The organism is Aliihoeflea aestuarii (assembly GCF_024105665.1).
In the GTDB taxonomy this organism is placed as follows: Bacteria; Pseudomonadota; Alphaproteobacteria; order Rhizobiales; family Rhizobiaceae; genus Aliihoeflea; species Aliihoeflea aestuarii.
In genome coordinates this window covers 413,116-429,589 of record NZ_JAAAMK010000001.1, presented here as the reverse complement: position 1 = coordinate 429,589, position 16,474 = coordinate 413,116, and the positions used below count along the sequence as shown (strand labels likewise).

At 62.7% G+C, this 16,474-nt stretch carries 16 protein-coding genes and 1 tRNA gene; 3 read left to right on the top strand and 14 right to left on the bottom strand.

Translation table 11 applies throughout. The features are described from left to right. Window positions 1-19: 19 nt before the first annotated feature. Both hemA and GTW25_RS02115 read right to left on the bottom strand, forming a co-directional pair. Complete coding sequence (gene hemA / locus GTW25_RS02120; protein ID WP_252910325.1) at window positions 20-1,300, bottom strand: 5-aminolevulinate synthase; 1,281 nt, start codon at window positions 1,298-1,300, stop codon at window positions 20-22. Window positions 1,301-1,415: 115 nt separating this feature from the next. After that, a complete protein-coding gene (locus GTW25_RS02115) occupies window positions 1,416-1,919 on the bottom strand; it encodes a MarR family winged helix-turn-helix transcriptional regulator (protein WP_252910324.1) in 504 nt (167 codons plus the stop codon). 91 nt (window positions 1,920-2,010) lie between these two features. On the opposite strand from GTW25_RS02115, the gene GTW25_RS02110 reads away from it, so the two are divergent. Genes GTW25_RS02110 through GTW25_RS02100 form a run of 3 tightly spaced genes read left to right on the top strand, consistent with a single transcriptional unit; the run spans window position 2,011 to window position 6,758 of the window. After that, entirely contained in the window at window positions 2,011-3,783 is a 1,773-nt protein-coding gene (locus GTW25_RS02110) for an N-acetylglutaminylglutamine amidotransferase (RefSeq protein WP_252910323.1), read from the top strand. Between the two features lie 2 nt (window positions 3,784-3,785). Beyond that, window positions 3,786-5,585, top strand: coding sequence for an N-acetylglutaminylglutamine synthetase (ngg, locus tag GTW25_RS02105; RefSeq protein WP_252910322.1), 1,800 nt, complete (start codon window positions 3,786-3,788; stop codon window positions 5,583-5,585). 9 nt (window positions 5,586-5,594) lie between these two features. Next, window positions 5,595-6,758 (top strand): osmoprotectant NAGGN system M42 family peptidase, encoded by a 1,164-nt coding sequence (locus GTW25_RS02100; RefSeq protein WP_252910679.1) that lies wholly within the window; start codon window positions 5,595-5,597, stop codon window positions 6,756-6,758. A 62-nt stretch (window positions 6,759-6,820) separates the two neighbouring features. On the opposite strand, the gene GTW25_RS02095 is transcribed toward GTW25_RS02100, so the two are convergent. The 12 genes from GTW25_RS02095 to hisD form a co-directional block, all read right to left on the bottom strand. Then, window positions 6,821-7,072 carry a hypothetical protein gene (locus tag GTW25_RS02095; RefSeq protein WP_252910321.1) on the bottom strand — a complete coding sequence of 84 codons (252 nt, stop codon included), beginning with the start codon at window positions 7,070-7,072 and terminating at the stop codon, window positions 6,821-6,823. Window positions 7,073-7,268: 196 nt separating this feature from the next. After that, window positions 7,269-8,894 (bottom strand): ABC transporter ATP-binding protein, encoded by a 1,626-nt coding sequence (locus GTW25_RS02090; RefSeq protein WP_252910320.1) that lies wholly within the window; start codon window positions 8,892-8,894, stop codon window positions 7,269-7,271. Window position 8,895: 1 nt separating this feature from the next. Beyond that, entirely contained in the window at window positions 8,896-10,026 is a 1,131-nt protein-coding gene (locus GTW25_RS02085; protein WP_252910319.1) for an ABC transporter permease subunit, read from the bottom strand. Between the two features lie 10 nt (window positions 10,027-10,036). Then, window positions 10,037-10,960: an oligopeptide ABC transporter permease OppB gene (oppB, locus tag GTW25_RS02080; protein WP_252910677.1), complete on the bottom strand. Its 924-nt coding sequence runs from the start codon at window positions 10,958-10,960 to the stop codon at window positions 10,037-10,039. Between the two features lie 77 nt (window positions 10,961-11,037). Then, window positions 11,038-12,609 carry a peptide ABC transporter substrate-binding protein gene (locus GTW25_RS02075; RefSeq protein ID WP_252910676.1) on the bottom strand — a complete coding sequence of 524 codons (1,572 nt, stop codon included), beginning with the start codon at window positions 12,607-12,609 and terminating at the stop codon, window positions 11,038-11,040. Window positions 12,610-12,853: 244 nt separating this feature from the next. Further along, window positions 12,854-12,929 (bottom strand) — tRNA-Phe (locus GTW25_RS02070). A gap of 119 nt (window positions 12,930-13,048) precedes the next feature. Next, entirely contained in the window at window positions 13,049-13,258 is a 210-nt protein-coding gene (gene yacG / locus GTW25_RS02065) for a DNA gyrase inhibitor YacG (protein ID WP_252910318.1), read from the bottom strand. After that, window positions 13,258-13,884, bottom strand: coding sequence for a Maf-like protein (locus tag GTW25_RS02060; RefSeq protein WP_252910317.1), 627 nt, complete (start codon window positions 13,882-13,884; stop codon window positions 13,258-13,260). The genes yacG and GTW25_RS02060 overlap by 1 nt, the downstream gene beginning before the upstream one ends. Window positions 13,885-13,911: 27 nt before the next feature. Further along, on the bottom strand, window positions 13,912-14,130 hold the full coding sequence (infA, locus tag GTW25_RS02055) for a translation initiation factor IF-1 (protein ID WP_252910316.1): 219 nt from the start codon (window positions 14,128-14,130) through the stop codon (window positions 13,912-13,914). 88 nt (window positions 14,131-14,218) lie between these two features. Next, the gene (locus GTW25_RS02050; RefSeq protein WP_252910315.1) at window positions 14,219-14,674 is read right to left on the bottom strand and encodes an arsenate-mycothiol transferase ArsC; all 456 of its coding nucleotides are present in this window, start codon (window positions 14,672-14,674) and stop codon (window positions 14,219-14,221) included. A gap of 5 nt (window positions 14,675-14,679) precedes the next feature. Beyond that, window positions 14,680-15,162 (bottom strand): UPF0262 family protein, encoded by a 483-nt coding sequence (locus GTW25_RS02045; protein WP_252910314.1) that lies wholly within the window; start codon window positions 15,160-15,162, stop codon window positions 14,680-14,682. Between the two features lie 8 nt (window positions 15,163-15,170). Next, window positions 15,171-16,463 carry a histidinol dehydrogenase gene (gene hisD, locus GTW25_RS02040; protein ID WP_252910313.1) on the bottom strand — a complete coding sequence of 431 codons (1,293 nt, stop codon included), beginning with the start codon at window positions 16,461-16,463 and terminating at the stop codon, window positions 15,171-15,173. Between the last annotated feature and the right edge of the window lie 11 nt (window positions 16,464-16,474).

Here is a 16,474-nt window from a genome sequence, read left to right as displayed (position 1 = left end):
AGAGGGGCGGAATTGTGCGTCAGCCGCCCGACTTGGCGGTGACAAGCGACACGACACGTTCCGAGCGTTCGTGCTGCGCGTCGGTCGCATCGGACTGGAACGGAATGCCGAGCGCCGTCCAGGTTTCCAGAAGCGCGCCCGTCAATTCGGCGATCAGCGCGTCGGAATGCAGGGGCGTCGGCGTGATGCGCAGCCGTTCCGTGCCGCGCGGTACGGTCGGGTAGTTGATCGGCTGGATGTAGAGACCGTGCTTTTCAAGAAGCCGGTCGCTCGCCTGTTTGCACAAATCCGGCTCGCCCACGAGCAGCGGCACGATATGCGTTTCGGACGCCATGACCGGCAGTCCGGCGGCCGAAAGCGCGTCCTTGGTCGCCCGCGCCTGGCGCTGATGCGCATCGCGCTCCGCCTGGCTGACCTTCAGGTGCCGGATGGAGGTGGTCGCGGCGGCCGCGAGCGCGGGGGGCAGGGCAGTCGTGAAGATGAAGCCCGGCGCGTAGGAGCGCACAGCATCGATCACCGCGCTCTTGCCGGTGATATAGCCGCCCAGAACACCGAACGCCTTCGCCAAAGTGCCCTCGATGATGTCGATGCGGTGAGCGAGCCCGTCGCGCTCGGTGATGCCGCCGCCGCGCGCGCCATACATGCCGACGGCATGGACCTCATCGATATAGGTCATGGCGTTGTATTTGTCGGCGAGGTCGCAGATCGCCTCGATCGGCGCGATGTCGCCGTCCATCGAATAGACGCTCTCGAAGGCGATCAGCTTGGCCCGCTCGTGCGGGACGGCCTGCAACAGGCTTTCCAGATGCGCCAGATCGTTGTGACGGAAAATCTTCTTCTCGACGCCCGACCGACGCACGCCCTCGATCATCGAGGCGTGGTTGAGTTCGTCGGACAGGATGAGGCAGTTTGGCAAAAGCCGCGCGATCGTCGAGATCGCCGCCTCGTTGGAGACGAAGCCGGAGGTGAAGACGAGACCCGCCTCCTTGCCATGGAGGTCGGCAAGCTCAGCCTCAAGCTCGACGAGCGGATGGTTCGTGCCCGAAATATTGCGCGTGCCGCCGGCACCCGAACCCATCTTGCCGGCCGCCTCGCGCATCGCGTCGATGACACGTTCGTTCTGGCCCATGCCGAGATAGTCGTTCGAGCACCAGACCGTGATCTCGCGTACTTCGCCATTTGAGCGCCAGATCGCGCGGGGGAACCTGCCCACGATGCGCTCCAGGTCCGCAAACACGCGATAACGGCGCTCCGAATGGAGCTGCGCGATGGCTTCTTCGAAAAATCGGTCGTAATTCATGATCGGTCCCGTATGCCGCGCGCAACATAGTTCGACCGCGCGGGAGCGTCCAATCGACAAATTGCCACGTCTGGAACGCTTCTAAGGAAGGTTTTCGGTCAGATATCGACCGATATCAAGGGTCCACGCCGCCTTTTTTGACTGTCACCTGAACCGGCAGAAGCAGATCGGCCGCTTTGGTGAACATCGCGACGAGGGCCTTGCGTTCGTGGGCGGGCAATGCCGCGAAGCGATCGATGAAGGCGCTGCCGAGCGGCTCCGGCGCAGCGTTCGCCTTGGCGAGGCCAGAGGAGGTCAGGCGCGTGTGCACGATGCGCCTGTCATGCGCGGAGCGGTAGCGTTCGATCAAGTCGCGTTCTTCCAGATTGTCGAGGATCGTCACGACGGTTGCCGGGCTGATATCGGCATGAGCCGAAAGCGCGGTCGTCGTCACTTCGCCGAGTTCGGCAATCCCCTTCAAAAGCACGAGCTGTGCGGCAGTGAGGCCGGCCGCCTTGGTCAGCGCCTTGGATTGCAGATCATGCGCGCGGACGATGCGGCGGATTCCCTTCTCCACCGTTTTCAGGTCAGCGCCAAGGAACTCCTGCAAGCCTTCCGCGTTCGTCCGGACATCATCCACGACAACCTCATTATTTGACATCTAATCATTAGAGCTATAAATGATTGGACGATCAATTTCAATTGGACAACGGAGGGTTGGAAAAACAACCGTGTGTGGAATTTGCGGAGAGATCAGGTTCGACGGCGCGCAGCCATCGGCTTTCGCCATTTCGAAGATGATGGACGCCATCGCGCCGCGCGGCCCGGACGGGTCCGGTCTGGTGATGCACAACAACGCAGCGCTCGCCCATCGCCGCCTATCGATCATCGATCTGTCGCAAAAGGCCCGCCAGCCCATGGTGGATGGCCAGCTCGGCCTCACCATCGCGTTCAACGGCTGTATCTACAACTATCCCGAATTGCGCACGGAGCTTGAAGCAAAGGGCTACGACTTCTTCTCGACCGGCGACACGGAAGTCATCCTCAAGGCGTATCACGCATGGGGCACGAAGTGCGTCGAGCGCTTCCTCGGCATGTTCGCCTTCGTCATCCATGAGCGTGATACGGGACGCGTTGTCGTGGCGCGCGACCGGTTCGGCATCAAGCCGCTCTACATCGCCGAAACGCCCAAGGCGCTACGCTTTGCCTCGTCGCTTCCCGCGCTCCTGAAAGGCGGCGACATCGACACATCGATCGATCGCATCGCGCTTCACCATTACCTCTCGTTCCATGCTGTCGTGCCGCCGCCGCGCACCATCATCAACGGCGTGAAGAAGATGCCGCCGGCCACGATCCGCGTGATCGAGCCGGACGGCACGTCCAAGGACACGGTCTACTGGCAGCCGCCTTACCAGCGCGACCCGGACTATTCGCTCTCGTCCGACGAGTGGCGGGACCGCGTGCTCGATGCGCTGCGGGTTGCCGTCAAGCGCCGCATGGTCGCCGACGTGCCGGTGGGCGTGCTGTTGTCGGGTGGCGTGGATTCGTCGGTCATCGTCGGGCTTCTTGCCGAACAGGGCCAGCACGGCTTGATGACTTTTTCGGTCGGCTTCGAGGAAGCGAATGGCGAGAAGGGCGACGAATTCGTCTATTCGGACCTGATCGCCAAGCATTTCGACACCGATCACCACAAGATTTTCGTGCCGTCGAGCGAGCTGATGGATTCGCTGCCCGGCACCTTTGCGGCGATGTCCGAACCGATGGTCTCCTATGACAATGTCGGTTTCTATCTCCTGTCGAAGGAAGTCTCGAAACACATCAAGGTCGTGCAGTCGGGGCAGGGCGCCGACGAGGTCTTCGGCGGCTATCACTGGTATCCGCAGCTGGCAGATTCGAACGATGTGGTCTCGGACTACGCGAAAGTCTTCTTCGATCGCGACCACGCCAAGATGGCTGAGCACGTCAATCCGGACTGGTTGCCCGATCACGATCCGAGCCTCGACCTCGTCTCGCGTCATCTGAAGATGGCCAATGCCGACACGCCGGTCGATGCCGCTTTGCGCCTCGACAGCCAGGTGATGCTCGTCGACGATCCGGTCAAGCGGGTCGACAACATGACGATGGCCTGGGGTCTCGAAGCACGCGTACCGTTCCTCGACCATGAACTGGTCGAACTCGCGGCCAAGATTCCGCCCGCCGAAAAGTTGAAGCAGAACGGCAAGGGCGTGTTGAAGGAAGCGGCGCGGCTCGTCGTGCCGCATGAGGTGATTGACCGCAAGAAGGGCTATTTTCCCGTTCCGCAGCTCAAATATGTCGATGGTCCCTATCTCGATCTCGTACGCGATGCGTTGACCTCGCGGGCGGCGAAGGATCGGGGCATCTTCCGCGACGACTATCTCGACCGGCTGTTTGCAAATCCGTCGGATCACATCACGCCGCTTCAGGGGTCCGAGCTTTGGCAGGTCGGTCTTCTGGAACTCTGGCTTCAGACCCACGAGATTTAACGATGGCTCGCCGATCTGTGGCCGCCGAGCGCGGCCGCACGGACAAGGCGCTCGGTCACCGCTTGAGAAGGATGCGAAACGAAACGATGAATCCCATCGCGCAGCACGATCAGGCGGCGGCCGATCCCAAGCCCAACGCGTCCATCGATTGCGGCTGGGGCAAGCTTCATTTCTGCCAAACCTATGAGAGCAACGATGCGCTGATCGACGCGTTGCGCGAGGAAGGTCCCGCGCGGCGCGACATCGCGTTTTACGTGCGCGATCCGCATGTCCTGCTCGCCATGGCGCCGCAGGAGATATTCCTCGATCCCTCCCACACCTTCCGGCTGGATCTTTCGACCTACCGCCCCTCGCGCAAGCAGGCGAAGGGCTATTTCATCCGCCGACTTTCCTCCGAAGCCGATGCGGATGCGGTCAACACCATTTACGCCTCGCGCAATATGGTGCCGGTTCGTCCCGACTTCTTCTGGCGCAACCGCGACAGCCGCTCATTGACCTATCTGGTCGCCGAGGACGAGATCACCGGCGAAATCATCGGCACGGTGACGGGCGTCGATCACAAGCGCCTGTTCAACGACCCCGAACTTGGATCGTCCCTCTGGTGCCTCGCGGTCGATCCGCAGGCGCGCCATCCCGGCATCGGCGAAATGCTGGTGCGCCGCTTGTCCGAGCATTTCGCCGCGCGGGGCTCGTCCTTCATGGATTTGTCGGTGCTGCACGACAACGATCAGGCGATCGGCCTTTATGAAAAGCTCGGCTTTCGCCGCGTTCCGGTCTTCGCGGTCAAGCGCAAGAACCCGATCAACGAAAAGCTGTTCGCCTCGCCGCTTGCCGAATACGACGCGCTCAACCCTTATGCGCGGCTGATCGTGGACGAGGCGCGCCGGCGCGGTGTCCATGTCGAGATCACCGATGCCGAGGGCGGCTTCTTCCGCATGTCCTATGGCGGACGCTCCGTCCATTGCCGCGAAAGCCTCTCCGAGATGACCTCGGCTGTCGCGATGTCGATCTGCGACGACAAATCGGTCACGCGCCGCGTGGTCGAAGGGGCGGGGCTGATCGTTCCCGAACAGATCGTCGCCTCCGACGATGACGAGGCGCTGTCCGCCTTCATCGAAAAGCACGGCAAGATCGTCGTGAAACCGGCGCGCGGCGAGCAGGGCAAGGGCGTCGCCGTCGGGCTCGACACGATCAATGACGTGAAAGCCGCGATCGGCGTTGCGCGCGACATCTGCGATCGCGTCCTGCTGGAGGCCTGCTTCGACGGCGACGATCTGCGTCTCGTGGTGATCGACTTCCGCCTCGTGGCCGCCGCCATGCGCCGCCCGCCCTATGTCGTCGGTGACGGGCGCACGGATATTCGGTCGCTGATCGAGCGCCAGTCCCGCCGCCGCGCCGCTGCCACCGGCGGCGAAAGCACGATCCCGGTAGATGGCGAAACCGAACGCTGCCTCGCCGAAAACGGCTTCACGCTGGACGATGTGCCGGACGAGGGCGAGGAAGTCGTCGTGCGCAAGACGGCGAATCTGCACACGGGCGGATCCATTCATGACGTGACGGCGCAGGTTCACCCACGGCTTGTGGACGCTGCCGTCAAGGCTGCGCGAGCCATTGACATTCCCGTCGTCGGCATCGACTTCATGGTGCGCTCGCCAAGCGAGCCGGACTATGTTTTCATCGAGGCTAATGAGCGTCCGGGTCTTGCCAATCACGAGCCGCAGCCGACGGCCGAGCGGTTCGTGGACCTGCTCTTTCCCATGTCAGGCCAGCGCTCGGTCACGCAAGCTCTCGGCCGAAGCTAACCGAGGTACATCTTGAAGATCGACGAAGCCTATCTCGCTCGACAACTGAACAACCTCCTCGCGATCAACAGCCCGACCGGCTACACGGATCAGATCGTCCGTTATTGTTCCGAGGAACTGGAACGGCTCGGCCTGACGCCCGAACTGACGCGCCGCGGCGCGATCCGCGCCGTCCGGCAGGGCTCGCGCCGCCGCGGCGCGCGCGCCATCATCACCCATCTCGATACGCTCGGCGCGCAGGTGAAGTTCGTCAAGGAGAACGGGCGGCTCGAACTCGTGCCGATCGGAAACTGGTCTGCCCGTTTCGCCGAAGGCGCGCGCGTGACGATCTACACCGAGCAGGGTGCGTATCGCGGCACGATCCTGCCCTTGAAGGCATCCGGGCATACGTTCAACGAGGGCGTCGACACGATGCCCGTCGGCTGGAACTATGTCGAACTGCGCATCGACGCGCGCACCGTGAACCGCGACGAAACGCTGGCGCTCGGCGTCGACATTGGCGATTTCGTCGCCATCGACACGCAGCCCGAATTCCTCGACAACGGTTTCATCAACTCGCGCCATCTGGACGACAAGGCGGGCGTCGCCATCGCGCTTGCGGCCATCAAGGCGCTGGAGGATGAAGGCGCGCGCACACCGGTCGATATCCACTGGCTCTTCACGATCGCCGAGGAAGTCGGCGTCGGTGCGGCTGCGATCATCACGCCCGAGATCGCGTCCATGGTGACGATCGACAACGGCACCACCGCGCCCGGCCAGAACTCGTCGGAGTTCGGCGTGACCATCGCAATGGCCGATCAGGCGGGCCCGTTCGACTATCATTTGACGCGCAAGCTGGTCGATCTGTGCCGTGAGAACGGGCTTCAGTACCAGAAGGATATCTTCCGCTATTACCGTTCGGATTCGGCGTCGGCCATCGAGGCGGGCCATGACGTGCGAACGGCGCTCGTCGCCTTCGGCATCGACGCCTCGCATGGCTATGAACGCATCCACGTTCATTCGCTTCTGTCGATCGCGGAACTGATCGCGGCCTATGTGACGAGCCCGCTCGAGATCGAGCGCGACGTGGCCGAAGTGTCGAGCCTCGAAGGCTTTACCGAACAGCCTATGGAAGAGGCCGAACAGGCCGAGTTCGACCCGGACATCCACTCCCACTCCGATGATCAGCACTGAACGTTCCGCATGAAAAAGCCCGGCGTCCTGGCCGGGCTTTTCTCAAGCGGAAGTCGGAGATTCTACCAGCGGAAGCGGTAGTGGCTGTGTTTTTCGGCCTCGGTTTGCTGTCCGATGACAAATCCGATCACGCCGGCGACAACCGAAGCGACGAGGATGGAGGTGCCGGGGTGCTCCTTGACCACCTCATAGGCTTGCTGCGCTCGTTCACCTGCTGCCTGCTGGAGGTATGCAAGCTCTTCGCGCAAATCCTCGATCTGGCGCTGCAGGCCTTCTTTTGCATCGTCACGGTCGTCGCTGCTCATCGGGTCCATGGTCGTCTCCTCGGTTGGAAGATTGGTCCCCGGGGAAACGGGCAGGTTCGACCAGTGTTCCGGCCATGTGGCGAAAGTTTCGTGTCCTGCAACGAAAAAGCCGGGCGAGGCCCGGCTTTGTTCTACGGCGCGCCGCCAGTACATCCGTGGTCGACGCGCTGTTGACCCACAGTGCGCCGGAAGGGTTAACGAAAGGTTAATTCTCGATGTCTGTTCGCCGGAATGGAGTGCCGTCTATCGCAGCGGCCATTAGAGCTTGGGTGTAGGGTTGGGCGGGATTGTCGAAAATCGTCTCGGTCGGGCCTTCCTCGACGATCTGACCGCGCCGCATGACGATGATGTAGTCGGCCATCGCGCGGACCACCGCCAGATCGTGGCTGATGAACAGATAGGACAGCCCGTGCGCCTTCTGGAGATCGCGCAGAAGATCGACGATCTGCTTTTGCACCGAGCGGTCGAGCGCGGAGGTCGGCTCGTCAAGCACCACGACCTGCGGTTTCAGGATCATGGCGCGGGCGATAGCGATACGCTGTCGCTGGCCGCCCGAGAATTCATGCGGGTAGCGGTTGCGCATGGAAGGATCGAGTCCGACTTCCTCAAGAACCTCGATCGCGCGCCGGTCACGTTCCTTCGCTTTCAGGCTCGGCTCATGAACCTTCAGCCCCTCGGTGACCACCTGGCCAACCGTCATGCGCGGGGAGAGCGAGCCGAACGGGTCCTGGAACACCAGTTGCAGCCGCTTGCGCAACGGGCGCATCGCACGTTTGTCGGCATGGGAGATGTCCATTCCTTCGAAGCGGAACGTGCCGTCTCCCGGCATCAGTCGCAGGAGAGCGCGTCCGAGAGTGGACTTGCCCGAGCCCGACTCGCCGACGATCCCGATGGTCTGACCCGCCCTCAGCGCGACCGAGATGCCGTCCACCGCCCGGATTTCGCCGTTTGCCTTGCCGAACCAACTGCCGCCGGTGCTGAAGACCACCTCGACGTCGCGCCCTTCCAGCAGGATCGGTGCATCCGAAGGAACGGCGTCCTTGCGGCCCGTCGGCTCCGCCGCAAGCAGCATCTGCGTATAAGGGTGCTCCGGTGCATCGAACAGCTTTTGCGTATCGCCGGTCTCCACCACCTCGCCCGAGCGCATCACATAGACTCGGTCGGCGAACCGCTTCACGATGCCGAGGTCGTGCGTGATGAAAACGATCGCCATGCCGAGCTTTTTCTGGAGATCGGCGAGCAGCGCGAGGATTTGTGCCTGGATCGTCACGTCGAGAGCGGTGGTCGGCTCGTCCGCGATCAGCATGTCGGGATCGTTGGCGAGCGCCATGGCGATCATGACGCGCTGACGCTGGCCGCCTGAAAGCTCGTGCGGGTAGGCGTCCACGCGCTCTGCGGGATTTGGAATACCGACAAGATCGAGAAGCTCGATCACGCGCGCGCGTGCGGCCTTTCCAGACATCCTGGCATGGTAGCGCAAGGGTTCGGCGATCTGCCGGCCGATCCTGTAGAGCGGGTCGAGCGAGGTCATCGGCTCCTGAAAGATCATGGTGATCTTCTTGCCGCGGATCCTGTTCAGTTGCCGCTCAGGCAGGCCGACGAGTTCCTGGCCCCGATAGGTCGCCGAACCGCGCGCGCGCCCGTTGGAGGCCAGAAGCCCCATGATCGCCATTGTGGTCTGGCTCTTGCCCGAGCCGGATTCGCCCACGATGGCGACCGTTTCGCCGCGCCTTACGTCAAGGTCGATACCCTTCACGGCATTGACCATGCCGTCATTTGTCTGGAATTCAACATGAAGGTCGCGGACAGCGAGGATGGTTTCTTCTGCCATGTCAGCGGTCCTTCGGGTCGAGCGCGTCGCGCAGGCCGTCGCCCAGGAAATTGAGGGCGAAGAGGATCGCCGTCAGCGTCGCGGCGGGGAAGATCAGAAGCCAGGGAGCGCCGCGCATATTGGCCGCACCGTCCGAGATCAGCATGCCGAGCGAGGTCAGCGGTTCCTGCACGCCAAGGCCGAGGAAGGACAGAAGGCTTTCCAGAAGGATCGCCTTCGGCACCAGTAGCGTAACGAACACGATCACTGGGCCGAGCGTGTTGGGGATGACGTGCCGGCGCAGAATGCCCCAGCTCGACACGCCCATCGCCTGAGCGGCTTCCACATATTCCTGCCGTTTGATCGTCAGTGTCTGTCCGCGCACGATCCGCGCCATGTCGAGCCATTCGGTCATGCCGATGGCAATGAAGATCAAAACGAAACTTCGCCCGAAGAAGACGACGAGCAATATGACGAAAAAGATGAAGGGCAGCGAATAGAGGATATCGACGACGCGCATCATGACGTTGTCGACACGCCCGCCCAGATAGCCGGCCAGCGCGCCATAGGTGACGCCGAGCACCAGCGCCATCATCGAGGCGAGCAGCCCGATCGCGAGCGAGATGCGGATGCCGATGAAGGTGCGCGCCATCACGTCGCGGCCATTGGCGTCGGTGCCGAAATAGAATTTCACGCGGTTCACGCTGGCGACGAGTTCCCCGCTCAATTCGTCCGCCGAAAGCGCCTCGATGCGCGCGTTGAAGAACAGGTCGGAGCGGTCGATATAGCGCGTGATGCGCGGATCGATCGGCTCGTCCGACGAAATCGGCACGCGAACGGTCTGGCCGTCCACCTCGATCTCACCAGCCTCGACGCGCGTTCTGGTGACTGCGCGCTCGAAGGCCGGCACGATATCGTCGGCGCGCGGATAAGCCTCGAGGCTTGCGGGTGCGCGCACATATTGCGGGTAGATGCGGTCATAGGGATGCTGAGACAGCATAGGGCCGAAAATGCCGGCGAGCGCCAACGCGACGAGCACCATTGCGCTGACGACGGCCGCGCGGTTGCGGCGAAGGCGCAGCCACGCATCCTGCCAGAGCGAGCGCCCGGCGATGTTGCTGATGTCGCTGTCCGGGACGGGGATATCGGTCATCGCACCTTCCTCAATCGTAGCGAACGCGCGGATCGAGCACCGCATAGAGGATGTCGACGATCAAATTGAAAAGGATGACGAACATGGCGATCACGATCACCGTTCCCATTACGAGCGTATAATCACGGCCCAGAGCGCCTTGCACGAAATAGCGGCCGATGCCGGGTATGCCGAAGATGGTCTCGACCACCACCGAGCCGGTCAGAAGCGCCGCAGCCGTCGGTCCGAGATAGGAGACGACGGGCAGGATCGCGGCGCGCAGAGCATGGACGCCGACCACCACGTAGGACGGCAGCCCGTAGGCGCGGGCCGTGCGTACATGGTTGGAACGCAGCGCCTCGATCGTCGCCCCGCGCGTCAGCCGCGCGATGATGGCGATCTGCGGCAGCGCGAGCGTCGCGACCGGCAGGACGAGATATTGCCATCGTCCGCCGCCCCAGCCGCCGGCCGGCAGCCAGCCCATCATGACACCGAAGAACAGCGAAAGAACCGGCGCGATGACGAAGGTCGGGATGGTGATGCCGAGCGTGGCCGTGCCGACCACCATGTAGTCGACCCATGTGTTTTGACGAAGGGCGGCCAGCGCGCCGAGAAACGCGCCGACGACAAGCGCGATGGCAAGCGCGGTGCCGCCGAGCTGGATGGAGACGGGAAGACCGGTACGGAAAAGGTCGACGACCGAGAAATCGCGCCGCGTGAAGCTTGGCCCGAGGTCGCCCTGCGCCAGATTCCCCAGATAGAGGAAATATTGCTGCCAAAGCGGCTTGTCGAGATTGTAGGCGCGGTTGATGTTTTCCATGATCAGCGGATCGAGCGGCCGTTCGAGGTCGAACGGTCCGCCCGGCGCCAGCCGGATCATGAAGAAGGCGATGGTGACGATGATGAACACCGTCGGGATCGCGCCCGCGAGACGGCGCAGAACATAGCCAAGCATGTCGGTCAAAACCCTCCGGGCCGTGCAGCGCACGGCATCCGGCGCGCATTCGCGCGCACCGGAAACGTGTCTTCCGATTATTCGGAAATGGACATCCAGCGGGTGCCATGGACGTTCATGACATTGTCCTCCCAGCCTTGCAGCTTGGTCGAGACGAGCGAGTTGGCCGTATAATAGAGGATCGGAATGACCGGTACTTCCTCCAGAAGCAGCGTTTCGGCCTGCTTCAGGATTTCGGCGCGTGCGTCGATGTCGCTCTCGGCGGCGGCATTGCGCATCAACTGATCGTAGTCGGCATTCGCCCAGCGCGAATAGTTGAAGCCGAGATTTTCGCTCTCATGCAGAAACAGGAAGTTCTGCGGGTCGGAATAATCGCCGATCCAGCCGGCGCGCGCCATGTCGTAATCGCCGTCCGAGCGCAGGAAGTTGAAATAGGTCGCGCCTTCCATCTCCTCCGGCGTGGCGTTGATGCCGATATTGCCGAGCATGTCGGCGATGGCGGTCATCGTGTTCCGGTTGTTTTCCGAGGTGTTATAGAGAAGGCGCACGGTGAGTTCGCCGTCTTCGATACCGGCTTCCTCCAGAAGTTCGCGGGCCGCATCCTCGCGGTCGAGCAAATCGTCGCCCGCATAAGGCAGCTTCGCCGGCTCGCCGTAATTGCCGATGCCTTCCGGCACGAAGGAATAGGTCGGCACCATCGCGCCCTGCCAGATCTCCTCGGCGAGGAAGTCACGGTCGATCACCATGGACATCGCCTGACGCACGCGTGGGTCAGCCAGCGCATCGTCGCGGTTTGTCTTCACGGGGAGATAGTAGGTTCCCAGATACGGGACGATGTGCAGCTCGTCGGCAAGATTTTCCTGCATGTAGGACATCTGTTCCAGCGGAACGTCGGAACAGGACAGAACCTCGCCCGCCTCGAAGCGGCGCAGGCACGTCGCCCGGTCCTCAAAGGGGATGTAGTTCACCGTGTCGATCGCGACATTGTCGGCGTCATGGAACTCGGGGTTCTTCTGCATGACGATCATGTCGTTCGGCGTGAAGCTTTCCAGCATGTAGGCGCCGTTCGTCACCATGTTGCCGGGACGGGTGAACTGGTCGCCATGCTCCGTGACGGACGCCTCATGCAGCGGCAGGCCGGTCTGGTGGGTGAGCAATTCGAGGAAATAGGGTGTCGACTGTTCGAGCGTGATTTCGAGCGTCGTGTCGTCGATCGCAACGGCTCCCAACTCTTCAAGCGCCATGCCGTCGGTGTTGATCGCCTCGGCATTCTTGATCGGGTAAAGAATGTTCGCGTAGGGCGCGGCCGTCTCCGGGTTCTGGATGCGGCGATAGGCGAAGACGAAATCGCTTGCCTTCACCTGATCCCCGTTCGACCAGCGCGCGTTCTCGCGCAGCTTGAACGTGTAGACGAGGCCATCGTCGGAGACTTCCCAGCTTTCGGCGACGCCCGGCACGATCTCCGCGTTCGCGTCCTGCACGACGAGGCTCTCATAAAGGTCGCGCATCAGATGGCCTTCGGCCACCGTCGAGGTCAAATGGTGGTCGAGTGTCGAGGGATCGGTGTCGTTGCCGCGGTTATAAACGGTCTGGGCCATGGCCTGCGAAGCCGCAAGTCCTCCCGCCAGCACGATCGCGGTCGATACCATCGCCGCATTCACGAAGTGACGCATCATCTGTTGTTCTCCACCTTATATTTTTTGCCCGCCACCGGGGTGAGCGGATTATGGGCAATGGAGAACCAAGGGCAAGCGGCAATCCGGTACCGCAGCGGAAACAATGCCTTACGGCGCAAGGAAATTTCGGATCGAGCCTGTCCGGCGAACGATTTGAATAGTGCACGCGGTTGGCCACATGACGGGCACCATTTCGGTAAGTGAATGCAGGGTAGAGTGGTGCCTAGGGACGGGATCGAACCGCCGACACTGCGATTTTCAGTCGCATGCTCTACCAACTGAGCTACCTAGGCAATTGCTTCGCATGTGGCGCAAGGCCTTGGCGGGCTTGGTTTCCGCCGGAAGCGCGTGGGTTATAACACGAGAAATCGCCCTGTCCAGCGCCTGACGCAGCGAAAGGCGGCGAAAAATTTCACGTCTCGCTGCGGCGTTCGTCCTCGCTGCCGTCATCCTCGTCTTCGGTCGCCGGAATGACGTAAGAGCCGGTCAGCCACCGGTTGAGATCGACGTTCTTGCAGCGCACGGAACAGAATGGAAATGTCGCGCGCTGGGAGGGCTTGCCGCATTCGGGGCAGGGGCGCGGCGGGCGCAGGGGCGTCACTTTTTCGGCGTCGATTGCCATCAGACCGCCATTCCGGTTTGAAACTGCAATTCGGGCTTGAAGCCGTCGCCGGCAAGAAGGCTGATCGTCTCGTAGAGTGGCAGGCCGACGACGTTGGTGTAGGAGCCGACGAGTTTGACGACAAAAATTCCCGCCAGGCCCTGGATGGCGTAGCCGCCCGCCTTGCCGCGCCATTGCCCGGAGGTGAGATAGGCGTCGATCTCCGCGCGCGACAGCCGCTTGAAGCGAACGCGCGTTTCGACAAGCCGCATCCGGCTCTTGCCGGACGGCGTGATGACGCAGACACCCGAATAGACCCGGTGCGCGCGGCCCGAGAGCAGCTTCAGGCAGTCTTGCGCGTCTTCGAGCGTTTCCGCCTTCGGCAGGATGCGACGCCCGACGGCGACGACCGTGTCGGCCGCCAGGATGAAGGACGGCTCCTCGCCCTGCCGTTTCAGGCCTTCGGCCGCGCGCTCCGCCTTCGTCTGCGCCAGCCGTTTGGCGAGCGAGCGGGGGTGTTCGGCGCGGTTGGGCGTCTCGTCGATGTCGGTGGCGAAGACGCGGTCGGGCTCGATCCCCGCCTGCTGGAGAAGCTCGATCCGCCGCGGCGAACCCGATGCGAGCACGAGCTTTTGGGGAACGCTCATCGAAATCCTGCGCCGCGCGGTGCGCGTTTACTTGAAGCGATAGGTGATGCGACCCTTGGTCAGGTCGTAAGGCGTCATTTCGACCTGGACCTTGTCGCCGGTGAGCACGCGGATGCGGTTCTTGCGCATGCGGCCCGCCGTATGAGCGATGATCTCGTGTTCGTTTTCAAGCTTGACCCGGAACATCGCATTCGGCAACAATTCGACGACGACGCCCGGGAACTCGAGGACTTCTTCCTTCGGCATTCGGAACCTTTGGTTTGTGCTGGTTTCGGCTATATAGGCCGTGATCGGCGCGGAACCTATAGGAAGTTGTCGATTTTGGGAACACGCATTATGCGCCGTGATCCGCGTCGTTCCCGAACCTTCTGCCGATTTGCGCCGCCAGACGATCGCGCACGTCCCGATAGGCGGCCATGATCTGCTCACGCGTGCCGGTTGCGACGGAGGGATCGGCCGTCGGCCAGTATTCCACGTCAATGGACATCGAGCGCGTCAGTTCAAGCGCTGCGTGGTGCGCCTCGGGCGCGAGCGTCACGATCAGGTCGAAATAATCGTCTTCCAGATCGTCCAGCGTGCGCGGCGCATGGGCAACTTCGGGCAGTCCGGCCTCGTTCAGAACCGCGTCGACGAAGGGATCGCGCTCGCCGGCCCTGACGCCCGCCGACGAAACGAAAATGCCGCGGTCCAGCATCTTGCGCGCGATCGTCTCCGCCATCGGCGAGCGGATCGCGTTCATCCCGCACAGGAAGAGGATGGACTTCGGGCGCGCGCGTTCTCCCGTCACCATCGGTCCTAGCCGCGCCAGTGAAGCACGCAGACGAGCGTGAACAGACGGCGCGCGGTGTCGAAATCGACATCGATCTTGCCTGCGAGCCGGTCCATCAGCGTCTGCGAGCCCTCGTTGTGAAGGCCGCGCCGTCCCATGTCGATCGCCTCGATCTGGCTCGGCGTGGAGGTGCGGATCGCGTCGTAATAGCTTTCGCAGATCAGGAAATAATCCTTCACGATCCGCCGGAACGGCGTCAGCGAGAGGATGTGCGTGACCACGGCCTCGTCGCTTTCGCGCGCGATGGAAAAGACGAGCCGCGCCTCGGCCAGCGACAGCCTGAGCTTGTAGGGGCCGCCGGTGTCGTCGCCGACCGGGCGAAACGAATTGTCTTCGATCAGGTCGAAGATGGCGACGGCGCGTTCATGTTCGACATCCGGTGTCGAACGGCCGATCGATTCGTCGAGTTCGACGTCGATCAGGCGGTTGTGGGAAGGAGCCTCGCCCATCGCATCGCTCAAAGGTTGAGGCGGATGGAGACGGCGCGTCCATGGCCCTCGAGACCTTCGGCGGCCGAAAGCGCGATGGCGGCGGGGCCGAGCGCGCGCAACTGGTCCGGTCCGCATTTCAGGATCGAGGTGCGCTTCATGAATTCCAGCACCGAAAGGCCGGACGAGAACCGTGCCGAGCGGGCGGTCGGCAGGACATGGTTCGAGCCACCGACATAGTCGCCGATGGTCTCGGGCGTGTGCCGGCCAAGAAAGACCGCGCCTGCATTGCGGATACGCGACAGAAGCGCTTCGGGGTCAGTGACGGCGAGTTCGAGATGCTCGGCGGCGATACGGTCGATGAGCGGAACCGCTTCGTCGAAATCGCTGACGAGGATGATCGCACCGAAATCGCGCCAGCTTTGCGCGGCGATCTCGCTGCGGGGGAGGGCCTCGATCTGCCGTTCGACTTCCGTTTCCACGCGCGCGCCGAATTCGGCGTCGTCCGTGATCAGGATCGACTGCGCGGCGGTGTCGTGCTCGGCCTGTGCGATGAGATCCGCCGCGATCCACGCGGGATCGTTGCCGCTATCGGCGACGACGAGAATCTCGGACGGACCGGCGATCATGTCGATGCCGACCGTGCCGAACACCTGACGTTTAGCCGCCGCGACATAAGCGTTTCCCGGGCCGACGATCTTCGCCACCGGCGCAATGGTTTCCGTGCCATAGGCGAGGGCGGCTATCGCCTGCGATCCGCCGACCCGGTAGATTTCGCTCGCGCCCGCAATGTGCGCGGCGGCCAGTACCAGCGGGTTGATCGCGCCATCCGGCGTCGGCACCACCATGGCGATGCGCTCCACGCCCGCCACGCGGGCCGGCACGATGTTCATAAGCACTGAGCTTGGATAGCTCGCCATGCCGCCCGGCACGTAGACGCCGACCGATTCGACCGCTGTCCAGCGAGAACCGAGTTCGACGCCGATGGGGTCCGTGTAGCGGTCGTCCTTTGGCAATTGCCGCTTATGGTGGGAGGCGATACGGTCATGCGCAAGCCGCAGCGCGTCCAGCGTCTGCGCATCGACCTTGCCGATTGCCGCCTCGATCTCGTCCTTCGAAAAGGCGAGGCCGCCGGCCGAGACGTCCGTCCGGTCGAACTGCTTCGTGTAATCGATGAGCGCCGCGTCGCCCCGCTCACGCACATCCGCGATGATGGCGCGTACGGTGTCGTCGACATCCTGCGACGCTTCGCGCTTGGAGCCGAGGAAGTCGGCAAAGGCGCTCTCGAAATCCGTGTCGCGTGTGTCGAGGCGAAAGGTCATGTCGGCGAGGC